This window comes from Bacteroidota bacterium (genome assembly GCA_023957335.1).
GTDB lineage: Bacteria > Bacteroidota > Bacteroidia > NS11-12g > UBA955 > JALOAG01.
Genome location: JAMLHC010000003.1, coordinates 373,706 through 388,102, shown reverse-complemented (window position 1 = coordinate 388,102; position 14,397 = coordinate 373,706). Strand labels below are relative to the sequence as shown.

Sequence of the window (14,397 nt, the reverse complement as noted above, 5' to 3'; positions counted from 1 at the left end):
CGAAATTACAATTAAAATCAAAACGAAAGAAAGTGTTGCAGTTGTTGGAAATAGCCTTATCTTTGTGCCCTCAAATCGCGGGGTGGAGCAGTGGTAGCTCGTTGGGCTCATAACCCAAAGGTCGCAGGTTCGAGTCCTGTCCCCGCTACTATGAATCAGCAAGTTACGAGAAGTTAATTTTGTATTGGCGTGCAAGATTAACTTCAATCCTTGCAATTCGTGATAATTATTGGTTTGTCATAGGAGCTAATTAATATGCCCTATGTACAATAACAAGTTACCGTTTTCCATGCCTGTTATTGATACGGCTGGAAACAAACCAGAGAAGCATTGGCAGATTAGATACCAATATTCTGACAAAGCTGGTAGAAGAATTACTAAAAGGTTCTCTAAAGGATTAAACGAACCTTTTCTAACTTTTGACGAGAAAATGCAACGTGCCGTTAAAATACGGGACGGCATTTTTAAACAACTTATTTTGGGACAAACCGAGGTCGGTAAGTTTGATTTGCCCAATAGATTCCAACCTATATTTTTTGCTTTAGATTCTATTGCTTCTTATAAAAAGCAAGTTGTTACTAAAAATACTTTTAAGCCTTATTTAAGCAACATCAAACATTTTAAAAATTACCTAGAGGAAAAGGATTTGTCTGTGAAATTTGTATCGGAGATTGAAAGCGGACATATATATAAGTTCCTCGAATGGGTAAGAGAGAAAAAAAGTGTTTCAAATAGAACGGTCAATAATATAATAGTTGATATACGTTCCACTTGGAGCATGTTTGTAAAAATGGATTATTGCAAGACAAATATTTGCCAGCATTTAGATAAACTGCCTGCAAGGAGTACAAGAAATAAAGTGTTTGGAAAAGAAGATGTGAAGCGGATTAAATATTGGTGTGAGCAGAACGATCCTTATTTATATCTGTTTTGCAAATTTGTGATGATGGGAGTTCGTCCGCAAGCTGCGGTTCAAATTAGGGTTAAGGATATTGATACCGAAGAGTTCAAAATTGTACTTCCTGCTGCTATTGAAAAGACTGCTAAAAGAACGGTGAAGGTTATTTTTGAAAGATTTAGAGAGGATTTTGAAAAAATGGAATTATGGAAATATCCAGCAAATTATTTCTTTTTTACCTGCGATGGTATTCCCGGGCCAAAAGGAACTACTCGAGATTGGTTTACCAGAAAATTCCACCGAATGAAAAAGGAGCTTGGATTAGGTAGAGAATACACTCTGTACGGTTGGAAACATACGATTGCAGTGGAATTGTTCAAAAATGGAACTAATATGAGAGATATTATGGCGATTACTGGGCACACTACTTTGAGCGGTTTTGAAGCTTACATTAGAGAATATTTGGATGAATGTCCAAAGGATCCTAGTGACAATATTTTTCTTCCAGTTTAGCAAAAATTCGATTTACGTTTTTGTGAGATAAAAGTTTTCAAAAAAACTGTGGAAACTGTGGCGACCGTCTTTTTTTCTCTGTAAAACGTTGGTAGAGTAGTAACTCCACCGCCACACTTTTTGCCACACATTACACAAATCGCCACAGATAAAGTGTGGCGATTGTGTTTTTGTTGCAAAAATTCGATTTATGTTTTTGTGAGATAAAAGTTTTCAAAAAAACTGTGGAAACTGTGGCAACCGTCTTTTTTTCTCTGTAAAACGTTGGTAGAGTAGTAACTCCACCGCCACACTTTTTGCCACACATTACACAAATCGCCACAGATAAAGTGTGGCGATTGTGTTTTTTGCTGAAAAAAAGGAGGAAAAGTCTATTTTAAATTAGGTTTTGGGAACTACAAACTTTCCCATAATTCATTAACGTCATTAAAGATAAGTCTTTTTTTACTAGCAGCACTTTTTTTGACCATAGCTACAAATTTGGGGTCGTATGGAGATTGCTCTTTTTGACCTTTAATAATCTGGACACTTTTGTATTGAGTAGAAAGTAGCTTAGCTAATTCTATTATTGTTTTACCAGCTTTTGTTTTAGTACTTACTTTGATGACCATTTTTTATAGCTTAATAGAAAGGTCCAGATGTCCTTTAAAACCCAACTCAACAATCCTTTGTAAAGTGGATATTCTGACTTCTTTTACATTGTTTTCAATTTTAGAAATATATGATTTAGTGGTTCCTACTTTTTTTGCTAATTCTTCTTGGGTTAATCCCTTTTTAATTCTAGCTTGTTGAAGTAAAGCACCAATTTGAAAACTCTCATATCCGGACTCTAATTCATCCCGTTTTTTGGAGCCTATTTTTCCATAGTGTTTTTCTTTAAAATCTTCTAGTGTACTTAGATTCTTACTCATGGAGTTTGTTTTATTAGAATCATTTTTTTTTAGCGGTTTCATATTCTAATTTAATTTTAAGTGCTTGTTCTATTTCTCTTTTTGGGGTCTTTTGTGTTTTCTTTTGAAATCCATTTGCCAAAACAATTAGTTTACCTTTGTCAAAGAAGCAAAAGATCCGATAGATATTTGTGCCTAACTGTACTCGTATTTCGTATAGACCATTTGTGCTTTCAATATGCTTTAAATACGTTTCTGGCACTTTCTGTATATTTTCAATGAATTGTAAAGTCCAAACGATTTTAGCTTTTACCTTTTTATTTTGCTTGGTAAAAAATACATCAAAATAATCTTTATAAAATACTACAGTTCGGTATTTCATATCTTTATTTTCACTCCACAAAGATACATAATATTTCACTATGTGGCAACTTTTTTTATACCTCTTCGCTCACTGGTTCAATACATGCTTTTTCATATATCATATAAATATATTGTTCTGCATTGTATCGGTTTTTGTCCCAGTACAGATAGTTTTCGGTGTAGTTGTCTCCTTTGTGAGCTTTGCAAATCATATCTGCATCAAATTGGCTGTCTGCTCCACCTCTCATAGTGCCTGCAACGGTTCTTTGATAGATGATAAACATAAATTTACCATTGTGGCTTTTGCGAAATTCGTCCATTTTGCCTTTGCCTCCAGCAACTTTGCCCCAGCTGTCAATAAAGATTGCATCGAAATAAGGAGTTAGTTTATTGAGTGTGTCATAGCCCTGCGGTAGTTCGCCAGTTACTTTGATGTTTGCAATCGCCTCCGGAGTTAAATATTCGTCTCTCTTGTTTTTGAACAATTCCGATTGAGGATGTTCCTCCAAGGAAACAAAAAGACATTTGTAGCCTGATTCTGCAATAGCATTCATAAACTGAAAAGCAGCACGAGTTTTTCCTGTGCCTTGGGGTGCGTCCAAGGTCATCACAACAGAGTGAACAGGCTTGCGTTCTATCTGTCCAAGAAACATTGCAACTTCTTTGTTTTGGACAACAAAATTTTCAGATGGCTCAGTGTTTTCCAATTCAGCCATGTCGAGCATCAGAGCTTCAATCCCGGAAGGAATTTCTACAGCTGGTTTTGTTGGTTGTTTTTGATTTTTGTCCAGTTCTGGTGCTTGGGACTGAGTTTTTTTCTCAACATAAATGCTTTCTGGTTCGGGTAGATTTAGTTCGGGTTCTGGTAGAGGATGTTCCTCTTCTTTTTTTTGCAAAATGGGTTCTGCAGAACTTTCCTTTTGGTTTTTGCATGGGTTTCCGAGTAGAGAAAGCTGTTTGGGTTTTGGCTTTATACTTGTTTTTACTAAAGCTTTGTCAATGTGTTGTTGCAAAGATTGTAGGGTTTTAGGTTTTAGAGTAATTCGCACCTTGGTAGCCTCTTTTTGTACTGCTTCCCAGAGGATTCCCTGAAGTACTCTCACCACATCTTGCACACCTGCAGCGTGGCGAATATTTCCCATTCTCACAATTTTTTGAGCATGGTTGAATAAGATTTGCAAATATTGCACTTTACGTATTTTGCCATTCAGCAAAATAACCTTTCTGATTAATTTTAATTCTGTATCCATAATATCTTGTTGTTTGTTTGGGGATTTCTACTTTTTGTTATTAATCATAACTCATCATTCACAATTCATAATTCCTCACGCTCCAATAAACTTCTCCAGCCTGCTGATTGCTAAATTGTAGTTCTCGGTTGACAAACTATCTTTCATATTGATCCAGGTAGTAGATGTTTTCTTTTTGGTAAACCAAATTCCATTCACGCGTTTGTAGTCCCAAGTTCCGTCATGGTTTGTGATAAGAATATCACCGTCATAACCGGTACCGGGTAGTTTGTTTGTTTTTTTGCCGTTGCTACTGGTTGCAGCCATGAGCGAACCGACAGAAACCAACAGTCCTAATAATGCCCAAAGTCCTTTTTTATTCATTTTCTTTTTTTGTTTTAGTAGAAAGTCCTCTTCTCTTAGGAGGCTTTTTTGGAGCTTCATTCTGAGAAGAGAACTTGTCTTTTTTTCTACTTGGTTTAGACATTATTTAGAAACAAGTTGAGCTTTTCCAACTAGAGAAGCATTGCCGAGTTTGTCGGCTGTTTTGTGCGCTCCGGATTGATTGCTTTTTGTGACGGTGGGCGACACGCTGTTTTTTAACTGTGTTGCTCTTTGTACTGCGCTTTGCCAGTCTTCACCTTCTTGTCTTATTTGCTTTGCAAGGGTGAATGTGTTTTGTGTTAAATCTAACTTTTCCATTTTTATATATATTAATTAATGATTTGTTTGTCATACGGTTACATATCCTTGGTTGGTTTTGCCAGTGTTATACATGCTCAAAAGCTGTCCTGTTGTCAATCCATAAGTTTTTTGAAAATGTGGTTTATCCAAAATGCTTTTGAAGTCTCCTCCCCATTCCAGCCCAAGTGATTTGCCAAGTTGCCCCAGTTTATTCCAATGATTATTATTATTCCACACAGCAATCCCATTTTCAATTGGAACCACGTCAAAAGCTAAAGCATAATTGTGATAGCTACTACCTCCCTGTGCGTTGGTTACAATACTTCCGGGAGTAGTGCGACCTTGCGCATAAAGTTTATTTTGCTCTTCGATGCTACGATAACCGTCAGTTATCCGCACTTTTATTCCGAGTTCTTTTTCAGCTCGGTTTACAAAAGTTCGTGCTATGCCTCTGATTTTAGGGTGTAAATTAGCAATCCTTGTTTCAGTCATAACATCCCAGACTTTCATTTTAGCATAATCCATAATCTTTTTTCTGTTTACAATTAAAGTAATACCAAACACAATCCCTATGCTTGTAAGCAAGTAGGTCAAAGCGTTATTTGTATTTTTAATTGTCATTTCAATTTCTTTTTTCTTTATCTTTGCACTCTCAAAAGGTTCTTAGTTTTCTGGAGGATTGTTCCAGTTGTAAAATCATCAATGCCAACTGTCCTGGTGATAACTAACTACCTTTTTTTCTTTTGATTCTATCATAAGAAGTTAATACCCATTTTTTATTATTTCCTTTATATCCGTTTGATATAATTATTTTATAAAGCTTATTTTCATAAGCTAACTTACTTTTAGGATTCACTTGTTTCTTTGCTTTTGGCAATACGCTGAACACAAAGGGAATAAAATCTTCTACTTTAAAACCGATTTCGGCTATTTCCTTGCCGTGCTTTTCAATGATGTGTTTGAGTCCAAAACCTATGTTTGTTTTTGGATTGTTGTATCCCCAAATAATATCCACAAAGCCTATATCTTCCCTGTACAATGCATCAGAACATCTTCCTTTTTTGACTTTCATCAAATGCAGGATAGCTTCCTTGGGTTTATTCTTAAACTGCTTATACTCGGGTTCATATTGCTCTTCGGGGTCAAACCCATCGAGTCCGGAAAGCGTTTTCCTTAAAAACACTCTCTGAAACATGGCGTTTACTTCAGCTCTTTGTCTATCGGTTACATTATTTACGTTCATCTCTCAATTCTTCTTTCTTGCTACACTGGAAAAAAACCCAAGAAACAACAAAAGTGCTAAGCAGAAACTCAGCAGTTTATATAAAAATAATTGCTCATTTTTAACCTCCACCGCCTTGCCCGGTACTTTTATTTCTTTTTCAATAAAAACTGTGGTATCGCGGTAAATGGTAGTGTCTCTATAAAAAGTGGTGTCGCGATAAAAAATCTGTGGTTTGACAAAAAAACCAATCGAATCGCCAATCTTCCAAAGCTTAAATTTCTCAGTGTCAATAATTGTGTCTTTTGGCAGCTTGTATTCCTGTCCGTAACCATGCACCACTAAGCTGTCTTTGATGCGGATGCTGTCTTGAATCCGCACACTGTCTTGAATCCTGATACTGTCTTTGTAAAGCAAGTTTACATCCAGATCTTGGACCAAGTGCGGATATTTCTTTATCAGCCTGCTCATTCGTTTTTGTGGCGAACAGCTCACTACTAAGACAAGGATTGAGATTAGGAGTAAAATTCTGTTTTTCATTTTCTTTTTTCTTTATCTTTGCACTCTCAAAAGGTTCTTAGTTTTCTGGGTCACAGTCTCAGATGTAAAACTATCAGCGTCAATCCTTATGATAGTAGCTAATTACCTTTTTCTTTTAATTCGATCATAAGCCGATAATATCCATTTCTTTTTATCTCCTGAATATCCATTTGCAATGATTATCCTATAATTTTTATTTTCGTAAGCTATTCTTGTTTTAGGCTTTTTCTGTTTCTTCGCTTTTGGCAATACGCTGAACACAAAGGGAATAAAATCTTCTACTTTAAAACCGATTTCGGCTATTTCCTTGCCGTGCTTTTCAATGATGTGTTTGAGCCCAAAACCTATATTTGTTTTTGGATTGTTGTATCCCCAAATAATATCCACAAAGCCTATATCTTCTCTGTACAATGCATCAGAGCATCTTCCTTTTTTGACTTTCATCAAATGCAGGATTACTTCTTGGGGTTTGTTCTTGAACTGCTTGTATTCGGGTTCATATTGCTCTTGCGGATCAAAACCATCGAGTCCGGAAAGCGTTTTCCCTAAAAACACTCTCTGAAACATGGCGTTTACTTCAGCTCTTTGGCTATCGGTTATATTATTTACGTTCATCTATACAGGGTGTCGTGCAGGGTGGTGTCTTTGTCAAGTGTGCGGACAAGGTGCGGAAACTTGCTCACAAGTCTGTTCATGCGCTTTTGCGGGGAGCATGAGTAGATCAGGAAGAACAGGGGCAATATGTACAGCAGCTTTTTCAATCTTTCAGTTTGTTAAGTATTTCCCTCACCTGACCACGAACCAAAGGCGATAGTTGCGGGGTATGCTCTACAAGGCTTTTAAACACTTCAAAATCGCTGCTGTCGAGCGATAGTTCTTTGTTTGTGTAAAGGGTTTTAGCCCACTCGTATATTTTTAGCGTTTCTACATTCACGCCTTGTTTTTTCAAGGCGTCTGTATTGGTAAAATTAGCAATAACGGAAGCAACGGTTTGTCCTATGCTTTCCGAAATTCCCTCTATTGGCTTGCCTGCAAGGTCAAGAATGGGTGTGTTTAGGTTTATTTTTTTCATGCTTCTGTGTTTAGTTTTGTGGATAGCTCTATTCGTTGCGCAAAAAGTTCCCATAGGTTTGTTGAGTTTGTTTTTGTGTACAAAACAAAAAAATCAAATTCGCCTATTCCTTCTTTTGCGGGTTCGCCCGTTTCAGGATTAACCGTCATGTTATTGCTTGCTGTGAGCAGTTCTTCATAAGGCTTTAAAGCCTTTGTGTTTATTAATTCTCCTTCGGAATCAATCTCGAAAACGCCCACATGGACGGATATTGTTTGTTGTAAAATATTGGCGTTCATGCCAAAAAAAGCGGCTTTGCGTTTATTTCCTGTGATTGGATTATCAGCAATATCCACAACCAAATAGTCGTTTGCGTATTGGTCTAATTCTTCTCTCGTTTGTATGCTGTTTATGTTCATTTTTCTGTTTTTTTATGGGAAGTTTTGTAGTGGTATTAATTTCCATTGTGTGTCTGTTCTCACGTACAGGTTGTTGTTATCCCATGCGAATGAGCCGATTTGACCGTTGGGGTCTAAACCGGATAGAACAGTGTACTTGTTTGCTATTTTTAGTGCTTCGTATCCGTTAGGTGCATTAATGGTTACGCCTCCGCCAAGTGTAAAATCATTCATCAAGTTCATGTTGCCAAAATCATCTAAAGACAATAACAAAAAAGACTGGTCTTTGCTTCCGATATTCAATACTGTACCTACGGCAGTCGCGTAATTGAAGGCATGTTCTCCATTGTTCCCTATTAGCAATCTTGGAGTAATGTTACTTGAAGAAGTTACGCGTAGAGCTTCTCCGGCTACCAATGATTCTCCTGCAATTTCAACAGTAGCAGTAGGCGCAGTGGCTATATCTCCCACCATTAGCCTGTGCGCTATGTTTATGTTACCGCTATTGGCTACATTAAGCAGAATATTGGTCAGAGATGTAACTTCTAACGAATTACCAACAACGTCTGAAAGACCTTGAACCAAGAGTCTTCTCGTCATTATTGCCGATATGTCCAGTCTCGTATCAAAATGATTCGTACTTATAGTTGCCCCATTATAGAACTCCATACGAACGTTATTAGGCGATGCTGATTGTACTTCTACACTCATCCATCTTAATGCAGTTCCAATTATAGTAGCCCTCGTTCTTAACGAATTAGAAGAGTACGTAAATTTCGAATCTTCCGCCCACTCTCCGCTTGCGTTAATAAACGGCACTACATTAGGCGAAAATTCAGAAGGTTGTCCCGGTGCAACCTGAGAGCCTCCGCCACTGCTTTCTATCCAGAAAATATAGCCTGTTCCGCTGAATGTAAAATCAATAATGAATTGCTCATCTTGTGCACCAGATAGTGTAATAGTCGATGCGGTTTTGTCTCCCAAAATTATGCTGCCGGCAGGCAGTGTAACAATCACATCTCCGGCAATGGTTTTTTTGACCAAAAGCTGATAAGTTCCACCATTGCGGGTTTGTTGTGGAATGAGGTTGAAATCATTTCCAGCCTGTATGGAATAATTCCTAAAAATATTGTTGTGTGCCCGGAATACAAAAATATCCGGTGGCCCGGTTAATATCTGGGCTGGTGTAAAATTAGGATATATGATGGGTGCACAATTGCTCATTATTCTTTCTTTTTATGGGTTAAAACAGTTTCAATATCTTTCCAAGTGATTACACCCCAAATCAACAAAATGCTACCGAGTATAGCCACAAAGGCGTATAGGTTGTAGCTGTCATTTATCTTGTCAGCATAAATATAATAACCGCAAAGCATGGTCAAAAACCAAGCTGTCAAACGACTTCCACTTGCTTTGCCGTCCTTTTCAGTAAAACTGTCTGCAAGCCATCGAATGGGAGCGGTTATCCCTTTTATGAATCCTGTTATTTGAGTCTGAATCTTCATTTTGTTTTCTTTAAGTTTTGGAAAAATAGGTGGTCATTCCGGATCTGGTCCCAGAATGACCGAGAGAGATTATTTCTTTTTTGCTTTTACAACTTTTCCGCCTTTTGCATAGCGAAAACCTTTTTTTAATTGTCCGTTTGCTTTTACTCCGGTTTTGGGAGTTGATTTGCTTTTTGTTACTTTTTTCTTTGCCATAATGTTTGTTTTTTTGGTATGTTTTTTGTTTATCTTTGTGGTGGAAGATTTGCTGGGTGGTATATGCCACGAGTGAGAGGTTTTATTACCCTCGCGTGGACTACCTAACAAATCTTCTTTTTTTTATCTTCTAATATTTTCATCCTTTTTTTCTTATCTTTGCGTCCATAATGTGAGGTCTATCTACGGTGAATTGCCTTGTACCAATCCGGTAACCTCCGACTTTCATAAAGCAATGTGGCTCAAAGTACAAGCGATTAAAGCACATTGCTTTTTTTCTTTTTAAGTTTCTTATCTTTGCACCCATAATGTGAGGTCTATCTACGGCTATGTGTGTTGTGTCAGAAACCGGTAACCTCCAATCAAAAGCAGTATGGCTTAAAACACAACCCTTATAAAGTGTATTGCTTTTTAAACCGCTCACTGAAGCGGTTTTTTTGTTGCTATTGCTTAATTTATAATTTGTATTTTTGCAGTTCAAAAAGTGTGAGGGTCTCTCTACGGAAAAACAAACTTGTGCTGTCCCGGTAACCCGAAACGCTCGAAGCAACAGAGGATATTCATCGGTATATCCTGCACAAGTGAATGCCTTTTGGCACTCTGTTGTTTCTAATTTTGATTTCCTATTTGATAAGTGCATGATCATTTCTTCAGCTGTGCTTTATTTCTAATTTGACCATAATTTTTCCAGAGCAGCCCGAGTGCGAGCAAGGCAATTCCAATTCCACTTGCTGTACTATATCCTCCTGAAGCTCTACCTCCGCGGAGGACTTTTTTTTTACTTCTGCCACTAATTCTTTGAGTGTAGAAGGGTTTGCCATCATGTTGTCTAACTCTTTGAGCCCATTGTCATTGATGATTTGAATGAGCGTGGAAGCATAGCTTGTGGCAGTTGCATAACCTGCGGTTTGCAGTGCCTGTGCCTGTGCTTCTGCTGTAGTGGCAGAAAATACTCCATTGTTGGTATAGCGTGAATTAACTTTCAAAAAATGAATGTGGTCTGCATGGCTTTCCATTGCAGTGCTATACACCCTAAAGAGCGTTACAGTACTTGCACCGTCTGCAATTGCTACATCTCTATTTTTGTATATTTTACCAGTTCCGGTAAAAGATTGTTTTTTCCCATTCACTACTTCAGATGTGTCGCTACTGACTACTTTTCCTTTCCATGAAGGATCTGCTTTGATTCCATAGTAATTGTTGATATTAGATTTTGCATGATCACTTTTTCCCCAACCGGTTTCCAAAATTGCCTGCGCCATTTTTACGCTCGGAAAAACTCCGGTATTCGCACTGGCAACTACCACGTCTGCAACATTATCTGCTAAAAATTTTCTGTCTGTCCTAAGAGTTGCCATGGTTTATTTAAGTTTATAAGTGTCTAAAAAAGATTGACTGGGAGCATATTGATTAAAATAGCGGGTATCCAACCAAAATGATTTTCCGTTTAGGTTTTGTTTAGAATTGATCCCTATTATGTTTTTGTTGAATTTGGTTAAAATAAATTGAGCCCCAAAAGTTAGTGCAGGGTTTGAGGTCAGGGTTATTGAGAAGGATTCTGTGTATGAGGATGGTCTGAATGCATCTACTCTTCTCTTTGTGTTGTAATCATATAGAAACATGTCCATTGTATTTCCTGCTATAGGATAGGCATAAGAAGAAAAGGATTGTCCGTTAGCTTTTCCGCTGGCATTAAGCCATGGTTGCCATCTTTTGGCATTCTCCTTATTTTGTTTTGCTCCAAAAAGAGAAAGCACAGGAAATTGTGGCATTTTCCATAGTTTGGTTGATGCAAAGATTATCTGCAGGGCATTGAGTTGGTCGCTATTGAAGAGTTTAACAAACCAATCAAAGATAGAACCTCCACCTCCATACTCAATTCCAAATACTAAAATGTTTGGTCTGGTTCCAAATTCAACGACTACTTGTTTAAGTTCCTCCGTTTTTAACCCTTTTAATTGTTCAACAATTTTTGCAAAAGTGGTGGAACGAAAAGTAAAAGAAATGGGGGCTGCAGCATCCACACAGGCGGAATAAATTGCATCTGCAATAGTTTTATAAGCAATAGGATTCAGAGGGATTTCCTCTTTTTTGATTTCAGTCTTTAAATTATCTATTTCTTTTTGTAGATCTTTTTCATTCTCATAAGAAGCACCTCCTTGTCCGAATCTGCCCGGTTCGCCAACGATTTTCTGCATCACTTTATAAGCACCAAAAACCCCAACCGCAGCTACTGCCATAATGCCAAGGCTGACAGCAGTCTGTGGGTTAATGATTAAGGGACTTTTGTTGCTATGTTGAATTTGGTTTTCGGGCATTTGTGGGTTTATATGAATTTAAGTCCGGTAGGGAGCTTCTTGTTTACTTTGTCTGCATTGTTTTTTAGCTTTTCTGCTACTGCAAAAAGGTTTTGGACAGTTAGGTTTGCTGCAATAGTTTCGATTGCTGCAATAGCCTGTGGACTGCCTTTGGCTGCCGGTACTTCGATTTCTATTTTCATGTTTCTATTCCTGATTAGTTTGTTGTCTGTAATGTTCAATTAATTGCCCCGGCATCTCCGGATGTTCTGCAAAAACATAGCACAGCTGAAGCATATTGTCTAAGGTGTCCGCATCTTGGTAGCGCGGGTTCAGGGAGTGTTTTCCGTTTGTTATTTGCAGAATTATCTCCTTGATTGCTGCCAGTGCTTCTTTAGCTTCAGTATTTATGTTTTCTGTGTTAGAAGGCAAAGCGTTTTGAGCAGGAGAACCAATTCCTTTTACTGCAGCAACCAAATCTGCAATGGCAGATATGGTCTCCGGTTTGGAAACATCTTCTACAATGCCTCCAAGAGTTTGCTTGTGTTGTAAATTAGAACCTAAGAGTTCAATTTCGTTTTTGGCTTTGAGAGTAGCAACATCCACGCGCAAGTCTCTGTTTTCGTCCTCGAGCTTTGTTTTTCTTTCGGTCAGAGAATCGTTTTCTCTGCGAAGTCTTTCAATCTCGGTGTCTTTGTGTGCAATTATGAACTGCAATAATTCGGTAGTTCCTTGGTTTCCGTTCATGTTTTTCTTTGGAATAATGGGAGTTTTCTCTTCAGAAGCATTGCCCAAGCTGATTGGAGCAGGTACATCTGACAGGCGTATTTCTATATCTGTTTTAGGCTCATATCGGTTTGCCAAACGTTGTAATAATTTGACATTTACACTATAACCATTTTCTGAGTATTCGGATAAATCGGATATTGTATTAAGTCCGGACACTTTGATAGGGTTGGTGGTGAGTCGCTGAGAATTTTGAGAATAAATATCTATATAGGCATTGGGATTCATTCCATGCCTCATAATAAACTCGTTGAATGTCAGTGATTCACTTGTCATATTGTACAACCGCTTTCTTTGTCTTGTAAACTGTATTTGGTTATGCGAATGAGTTTGTCTCCGGTGTCGGGTGCAAATCGCAAAACTGTGTCCTGCCCAAACTGTACATTTTCAATCCCTAAACAAACAGGAATACCCGGTTTAACTCTCACAGAGTTGTTGAATAACAGAGCATCTACATCACCTTCGTTTTCTATTTTGATATTGAAATATCCTTTTAGAGGCAAGGTAGTTCCTTCGTCAGACCCGGTGTAAGTTTGGCTTTGCAGCACCGCTTGATATTGCAGATTGACACACATTTTTTAACAGTTTTCCGCTAGGTTTTCTAATTTGTAAACAATGTCAAAAGAAAGTTCATCACTGGTTTCATCATAAGTTTCGACTGAGACAACTACTTTTCTGCCTTTGGCTTCGAGTGAGTTTCCGAGCGGGACATATCTGTCTGCAATGGCTATATTGGTTTGGGACTGATACGCTTCTTTTGGCATGATTTCGCGAATCTGCAGACCGCCTTCTTGTCTAACTCCAACCCTGTAGTCGGATGCATCTCCGCCATTGTTGCGTTCAATCATGTACATTTCTGTAGCATGGCTAAACTCGTTATCCAAGGTGAATGAAAAATCTCTTAATCCTGCAGCAGTACTGGTATCTATTGTAACTCTCTGGGTTACGTACTTAAATGTTAATTTGCTCATTTTTTTGTGTAATTCTAATTTTTGATTTTTAAGTAAAAAACAAAAAAGGGGCGGTAAGGAGTAATGGTTTAACTCCATACCGCCTTGCCCCTAATTTGTTGGCTAAAACAGAAACCTTTGTCTTAGATGTCTGCTACTTCAAATCCGTACCAACGAATTCTGAAGAAGTGGTCAGCGGTACCTGCAGCTCCATTCACTGGAAGCAAGATTTCAGCTTTCAAAGAAGCTTCATCATCAAAGATTATAGGAGAAGGAAGGAACGTTACGCCAGAAGCGTTGTTCAATCCGGTTCCAATCACTTGATCAATGCTGTTCTCTTTGCAGCAGTCTTGGAATAGACCAAAGAAATAAGTGTTGTTTCCTCTTTTCAGAGTAATTTCAGAGTTCAATACTTTGGTTGGAATTCTTTGCTTTGCAACTGAAAGGGCATACTCGGTACCACTAGTGGTTTCAGCTTCAACAAAATTTGTATCTTGTGGATTGTAGATTTTGTTGCTAAACAACACTTCGTCAGCATCCTTACCGGAGCTTGCACTTAGAGTTGCATATTCCAACATAAATCCAACAGCAACAAAGATAGAACCTGCAGGAACTTTTCCTTTGTCTATGGAGCGAACTCCTTCTTTCTTAACGTCCTCAGTTCTGATGAGGTTGATTGTGCTTCCTCCGCCCAAGTCGCTGTTTACAGCTACTTTTCTGCCGAAGTAATGCATTCCTTGTCTTACGGTTTTCACTCCTTGGTCAAGAGCTGATTTGATTGCACCGTACTTTTGTGGGTTTGATGCGATTGCGTTTCTTAAAACTTGTTCGCCTACTAATAAATTACTCATGTTTTTAACTTTTTATGTTTGAATT

Annotated in this window: 22 protein-coding genes and 1 tRNA gene; 2 read left to right on the top strand and 21 right to left on the bottom strand. The window is 38.0% G+C overall.

Features of this window, described 5'->3' with window-relative positions; translation table 11 throughout:
- Positions 1-76: 76 nt before the first annotated feature.
- Positions 77-148 (top strand) — tRNA-Met (locus tag M9892_07700).
- 141 nt (positions 149-289) lie between these two features.
- Positions 290-1,411, top strand: coding sequence for a site-specific integrase (locus M9892_07695; GenBank protein MCO5254228.1), 1,122 nt, complete (start codon positions 290-292; stop codon positions 1,409-1,411).
- 395 nt (positions 1,412-1,806) lie between these two features.
- Here M9892_07695 and M9892_07690 read toward each other — a convergent pair whose 3' ends face one another.
- The 21 genes from M9892_07690 to M9892_07590 all read right to left on the bottom strand — a co-directional run bounded on the left by M9892_07690 (position 1,807) and on the right by M9892_07590 (position 14,372).
- Positions 1,807-2,022: a hypothetical protein gene (locus M9892_07690; protein ID MCO5254227.1), complete on the bottom strand. Its 216-nt coding sequence runs from the start codon at positions 2,020-2,022 to the stop codon at positions 1,807-1,809.
- Positions 2,023-2,025: 3 nt separating this feature from the next.
- Positions 2,026-2,322: a helix-turn-helix domain-containing protein gene (locus M9892_07685; GenBank protein MCO5254226.1), complete on the bottom strand. Its 297-nt coding sequence runs from the start codon at positions 2,320-2,322 to the stop codon at positions 2,026-2,028.
- Between the two features lie 19 nt (positions 2,323-2,341).
- On the bottom strand, positions 2,342-2,683 hold the full coding sequence (locus tag M9892_07680) for a type II toxin-antitoxin system RelE/ParE family toxin (protein ID MCO5254225.1): 342 nt from the start codon (positions 2,681-2,683) through the stop codon (positions 2,342-2,344).
- Between the two features lie 55 nt (positions 2,684-2,738).
- Positions 2,739-3,914, bottom strand: coding sequence for a hypothetical protein (locus M9892_07675; GenBank protein ID MCO5254224.1), 1,176 nt, complete (start codon positions 3,912-3,914; stop codon positions 2,739-2,741).
- Positions 3,915-3,989: 75 nt separating this feature from the next.
- Positions 3,990-4,277 (bottom strand): hypothetical protein, encoded by a 288-nt coding sequence (locus M9892_07670; GenBank protein ID MCO5254223.1) that lies wholly within the window; start codon positions 4,275-4,277, stop codon positions 3,990-3,992.
- 102 nt (positions 4,278-4,379) lie between these two features.
- A complete protein-coding gene (locus tag M9892_07665) occupies positions 4,380-4,595 on the bottom strand; it encodes a hypothetical protein (protein MCO5254222.1) in 216 nt (71 codons plus the stop codon).
- A gap of 30 nt (positions 4,596-4,625) precedes the next feature.
- Positions 4,626-5,198, bottom strand: a complete 573-nt coding sequence (locus M9892_07660) for a M15 family metallopeptidase (GenBank protein ID MCO5254221.1) — start codon at positions 5,196-5,198, stop codon at positions 4,626-4,628.
- Between the two features lie 103 nt (positions 5,199-5,301).
- Positions 5,302-5,820, bottom strand: a complete 519-nt coding sequence (locus M9892_07655; protein MCO5254220.1) for a hypothetical protein — start codon at positions 5,818-5,820, stop codon at positions 5,302-5,304.
- Positions 5,821-5,823: 3 nt separating this feature from the next.
- The gene (locus tag M9892_07650; GenBank protein MCO5254219.1) at positions 5,824-6,339 is read right to left on the bottom strand and encodes a hypothetical protein; all 516 of its coding nucleotides are present in this window, start codon (positions 6,337-6,339) and stop codon (positions 5,824-5,826) included.
- A gap of 102 nt (positions 6,340-6,441) precedes the next feature.
- Complete coding sequence (locus tag M9892_07645; GenBank protein MCO5254218.1) at positions 6,442-6,954, bottom strand: hypothetical protein; 513 nt, start codon at positions 6,952-6,954, stop codon at positions 6,442-6,444.
- Positions 6,955-7,096: 142 nt separating this feature from the next.
- Positions 7,097-7,411 (bottom strand): S49 family peptidase, encoded by a 315-nt coding sequence (locus M9892_07640; protein MCO5254217.1) that lies wholly within the window; start codon positions 7,409-7,411, stop codon positions 7,097-7,099.
- Complete coding sequence (locus tag M9892_07635; GenBank protein MCO5254216.1) at positions 7,408-7,809, bottom strand: hypothetical protein; 402 nt, start codon at positions 7,807-7,809, stop codon at positions 7,408-7,410. Before M9892_07635 ends, M9892_07640 begins: the two co-directional genes overlap by 4 nt.
- A 12-nt stretch (positions 7,810-7,821) precedes the next feature.
- Positions 7,822-9,012 (bottom strand): hypothetical protein, encoded by a 1,191-nt coding sequence (locus M9892_07630; GenBank protein ID MCO5254215.1) that lies wholly within the window; start codon positions 9,010-9,012, stop codon positions 7,822-7,824.
- Complete coding sequence (locus tag M9892_07625; protein ID MCO5254214.1) at positions 9,012-9,293, bottom strand: hypothetical protein; 282 nt, start codon at positions 9,291-9,293, stop codon at positions 9,012-9,014. Before M9892_07625 ends, M9892_07630 begins: the two co-directional genes overlap by 1 nt.
- An 845-nt stretch (positions 9,294-10,138) precedes the next feature.
- Entirely contained in the window at positions 10,139-10,846 is a 708-nt protein-coding gene (locus tag M9892_07620; protein ID MCO5254213.1) for a glucosaminidase domain-containing protein, read from the bottom strand.
- Positions 10,847-10,849: 3 nt separating this feature from the next.
- Complete coding sequence (locus M9892_07615; GenBank protein ID MCO5254212.1) at positions 10,850-11,806, bottom strand: hypothetical protein; 957 nt, start codon at positions 11,804-11,806, stop codon at positions 10,850-10,852.
- A gap of 8 nt (positions 11,807-11,814) precedes the next feature.
- Positions 11,815-11,988 carry a hypothetical protein gene (locus M9892_07610; GenBank protein ID MCO5254211.1) on the bottom strand — a complete coding sequence of 58 codons (174 nt, stop codon included), beginning with the start codon at positions 11,986-11,988 and terminating at the stop codon, positions 11,815-11,817.
- Positions 11,989-11,992: 4 nt separating this feature from the next.
- Positions 11,993-12,847, bottom strand: coding sequence for a hypothetical protein (locus tag M9892_07605; GenBank protein MCO5254210.1), 855 nt, complete (start codon positions 12,845-12,847; stop codon positions 11,993-11,995).
- Positions 12,844-13,146 carry a hypothetical protein gene (locus tag M9892_07600; GenBank protein ID MCO5254209.1) on the bottom strand — a complete coding sequence of 101 codons (303 nt, stop codon included), beginning with the start codon at positions 13,144-13,146 and terminating at the stop codon, positions 12,844-12,846. Before M9892_07600 ends, M9892_07605 begins: the two co-directional genes overlap by 4 nt.
- A gap of 3 nt (positions 13,147-13,149) precedes the next feature.
- On the bottom strand, positions 13,150-13,542 hold the full coding sequence (locus tag M9892_07595; GenBank protein ID MCO5254208.1) for a hypothetical protein: 393 nt from the start codon (positions 13,540-13,542) through the stop codon (positions 13,150-13,152).
- Positions 13,543-13,664: 122 nt separating this feature from the next.
- Entirely contained in the window at positions 13,665-14,372 is a 708-nt protein-coding gene (locus M9892_07590) for a hypothetical protein (protein ID MCO5254207.1), read from the bottom strand.
- Between the last annotated feature and the right edge of the window lie 25 nt (positions 14,373-14,397).

Bases quoted from the DNA above. Each gene is read 5' to 3' on its own strand.
- M9892_07645 (MCO5254218.1), bottom strand. From the start codon at position 6,954: ATGAACGTAAATAATATAACCGATAGCCAAAGAGCTGAAGTAAACGCC.
- M9892_07650 (MCO5254219.1), bottom strand. From the start codon at position 6,339: ATGAAAAACAGAATTTTACTCCTAATCTCAATCCTTGTCTTAGTAGTG.
- M9892_07625 (MCO5254214.1), bottom strand. From the start codon at position 9,293: ATGAAGATTCAGACTCAAATAACAGGATTCATAAAAGGGATAACCGCT.
- M9892_07615 (MCO5254212.1), bottom strand. From the start codon at position 11,806: ATGCCCGAAAACCAAATTCAACATAGCAACAAAAGTCCCTTAATCATT.
- M9892_07630 (MCO5254215.1), bottom strand. From the start codon at position 9,012: ATGAGCAATTGTGCACCCATCATATATCCTAATTTTACACCAGCCCAG.
- M9892_07610 (MCO5254211.1), bottom strand. From the start codon at position 11,988: ATGAAAATAGAAATCGAAGTACCGGCAGCCAAAGGCAGTCCACAGGCT.
- M9892_07670 (MCO5254223.1), bottom strand. From the start codon at position 4,277: ATGAATAAAAAAGGACTTTGGGCATTATTAGGACTGTTGGTTTCTGTC.
- M9892_07685 (MCO5254226.1), bottom strand. From the start codon at position 2,322: ATGAGTAAGAATCTAAGTACACTAGAAGATTTTAAAGAAAAACACTAT.
- M9892_07595 (MCO5254208.1), bottom strand. From the start codon at position 13,542: ATGAGCAAATTAACATTTAAGTACGTAACCCAGAGAGTTACAATAGAT.
- M9892_07620 (MCO5254213.1), bottom strand. From the start codon at position 10,846: ATGGCAACTCTTAGGACAGACAGAAAATTTTTAGCAGATAATGTTGCA.
- M9892_07680 (MCO5254225.1), bottom strand. From the start codon at position 2,683: ATGAAATACCGAACTGTAGTATTTTATAAAGATTATTTTGATGTATTT.
- M9892_07635 (MCO5254216.1), bottom strand. From the start codon at position 7,809: ATGAACATAAACAGCATACAAACGAGAGAAGAATTAGACCAATACGCA.
- M9892_07590 (MCO5254207.1), bottom strand. From the start codon at position 14,372: ATGAGTAATTTATTAGTAGGCGAACAAGTTTTAAGAAACGCAATCGCA.
- M9892_07655 (MCO5254220.1), bottom strand. From the start codon at position 5,820: ATGAACGTAAATAATGTAACCGATAGACAAAGAGCTGAAGTAAACGCC.
- M9892_07660 (MCO5254221.1), bottom strand. From the start codon at position 5,198: ATGACAATTAAAAATACAAATAACGCTTTGACCTACTTGCTTACAAGC.
- M9892_07695 (MCO5254228.1), top strand. From the start codon at position 290: ATGCCTGTTATTGATACGGCTGGAAACAAACCAGAGAAGCATTGGCAG.
- M9892_07600 (MCO5254209.1), bottom strand. From the start codon at position 13,146: ATGTGTGTCAATCTGCAATATCAAGCGGTGCTGCAAAGCCAAACTTAC.
- M9892_07675 (MCO5254224.1), bottom strand. From the start codon at position 3,914: ATGGATACAGAATTAAAATTAATCAGAAAGGTTATTTTGCTGAATGGC.
- M9892_07640 (MCO5254217.1), bottom strand. From the start codon at position 7,411: ATGAAAAAAATAAACCTAAACACACCCATTCTTGACCTTGCAGGCAAG.
- M9892_07665 (MCO5254222.1), bottom strand. From the start codon at position 4,595: ATGGAAAAGTTAGATTTAACACAAAACACATTCACCCTTGCAAAGCAA.
- M9892_07605 (MCO5254210.1), bottom strand. From the start codon at position 12,847: ATGACAAGTGAATCACTGACATTCAACGAGTTTATTATGAGGCATGGA.
- M9892_07690 (MCO5254227.1), bottom strand. From the start codon at position 2,022: ATGGTCATCAAAGTAAGTACTAAAACAAAAGCTGGTAAAACAATAATA.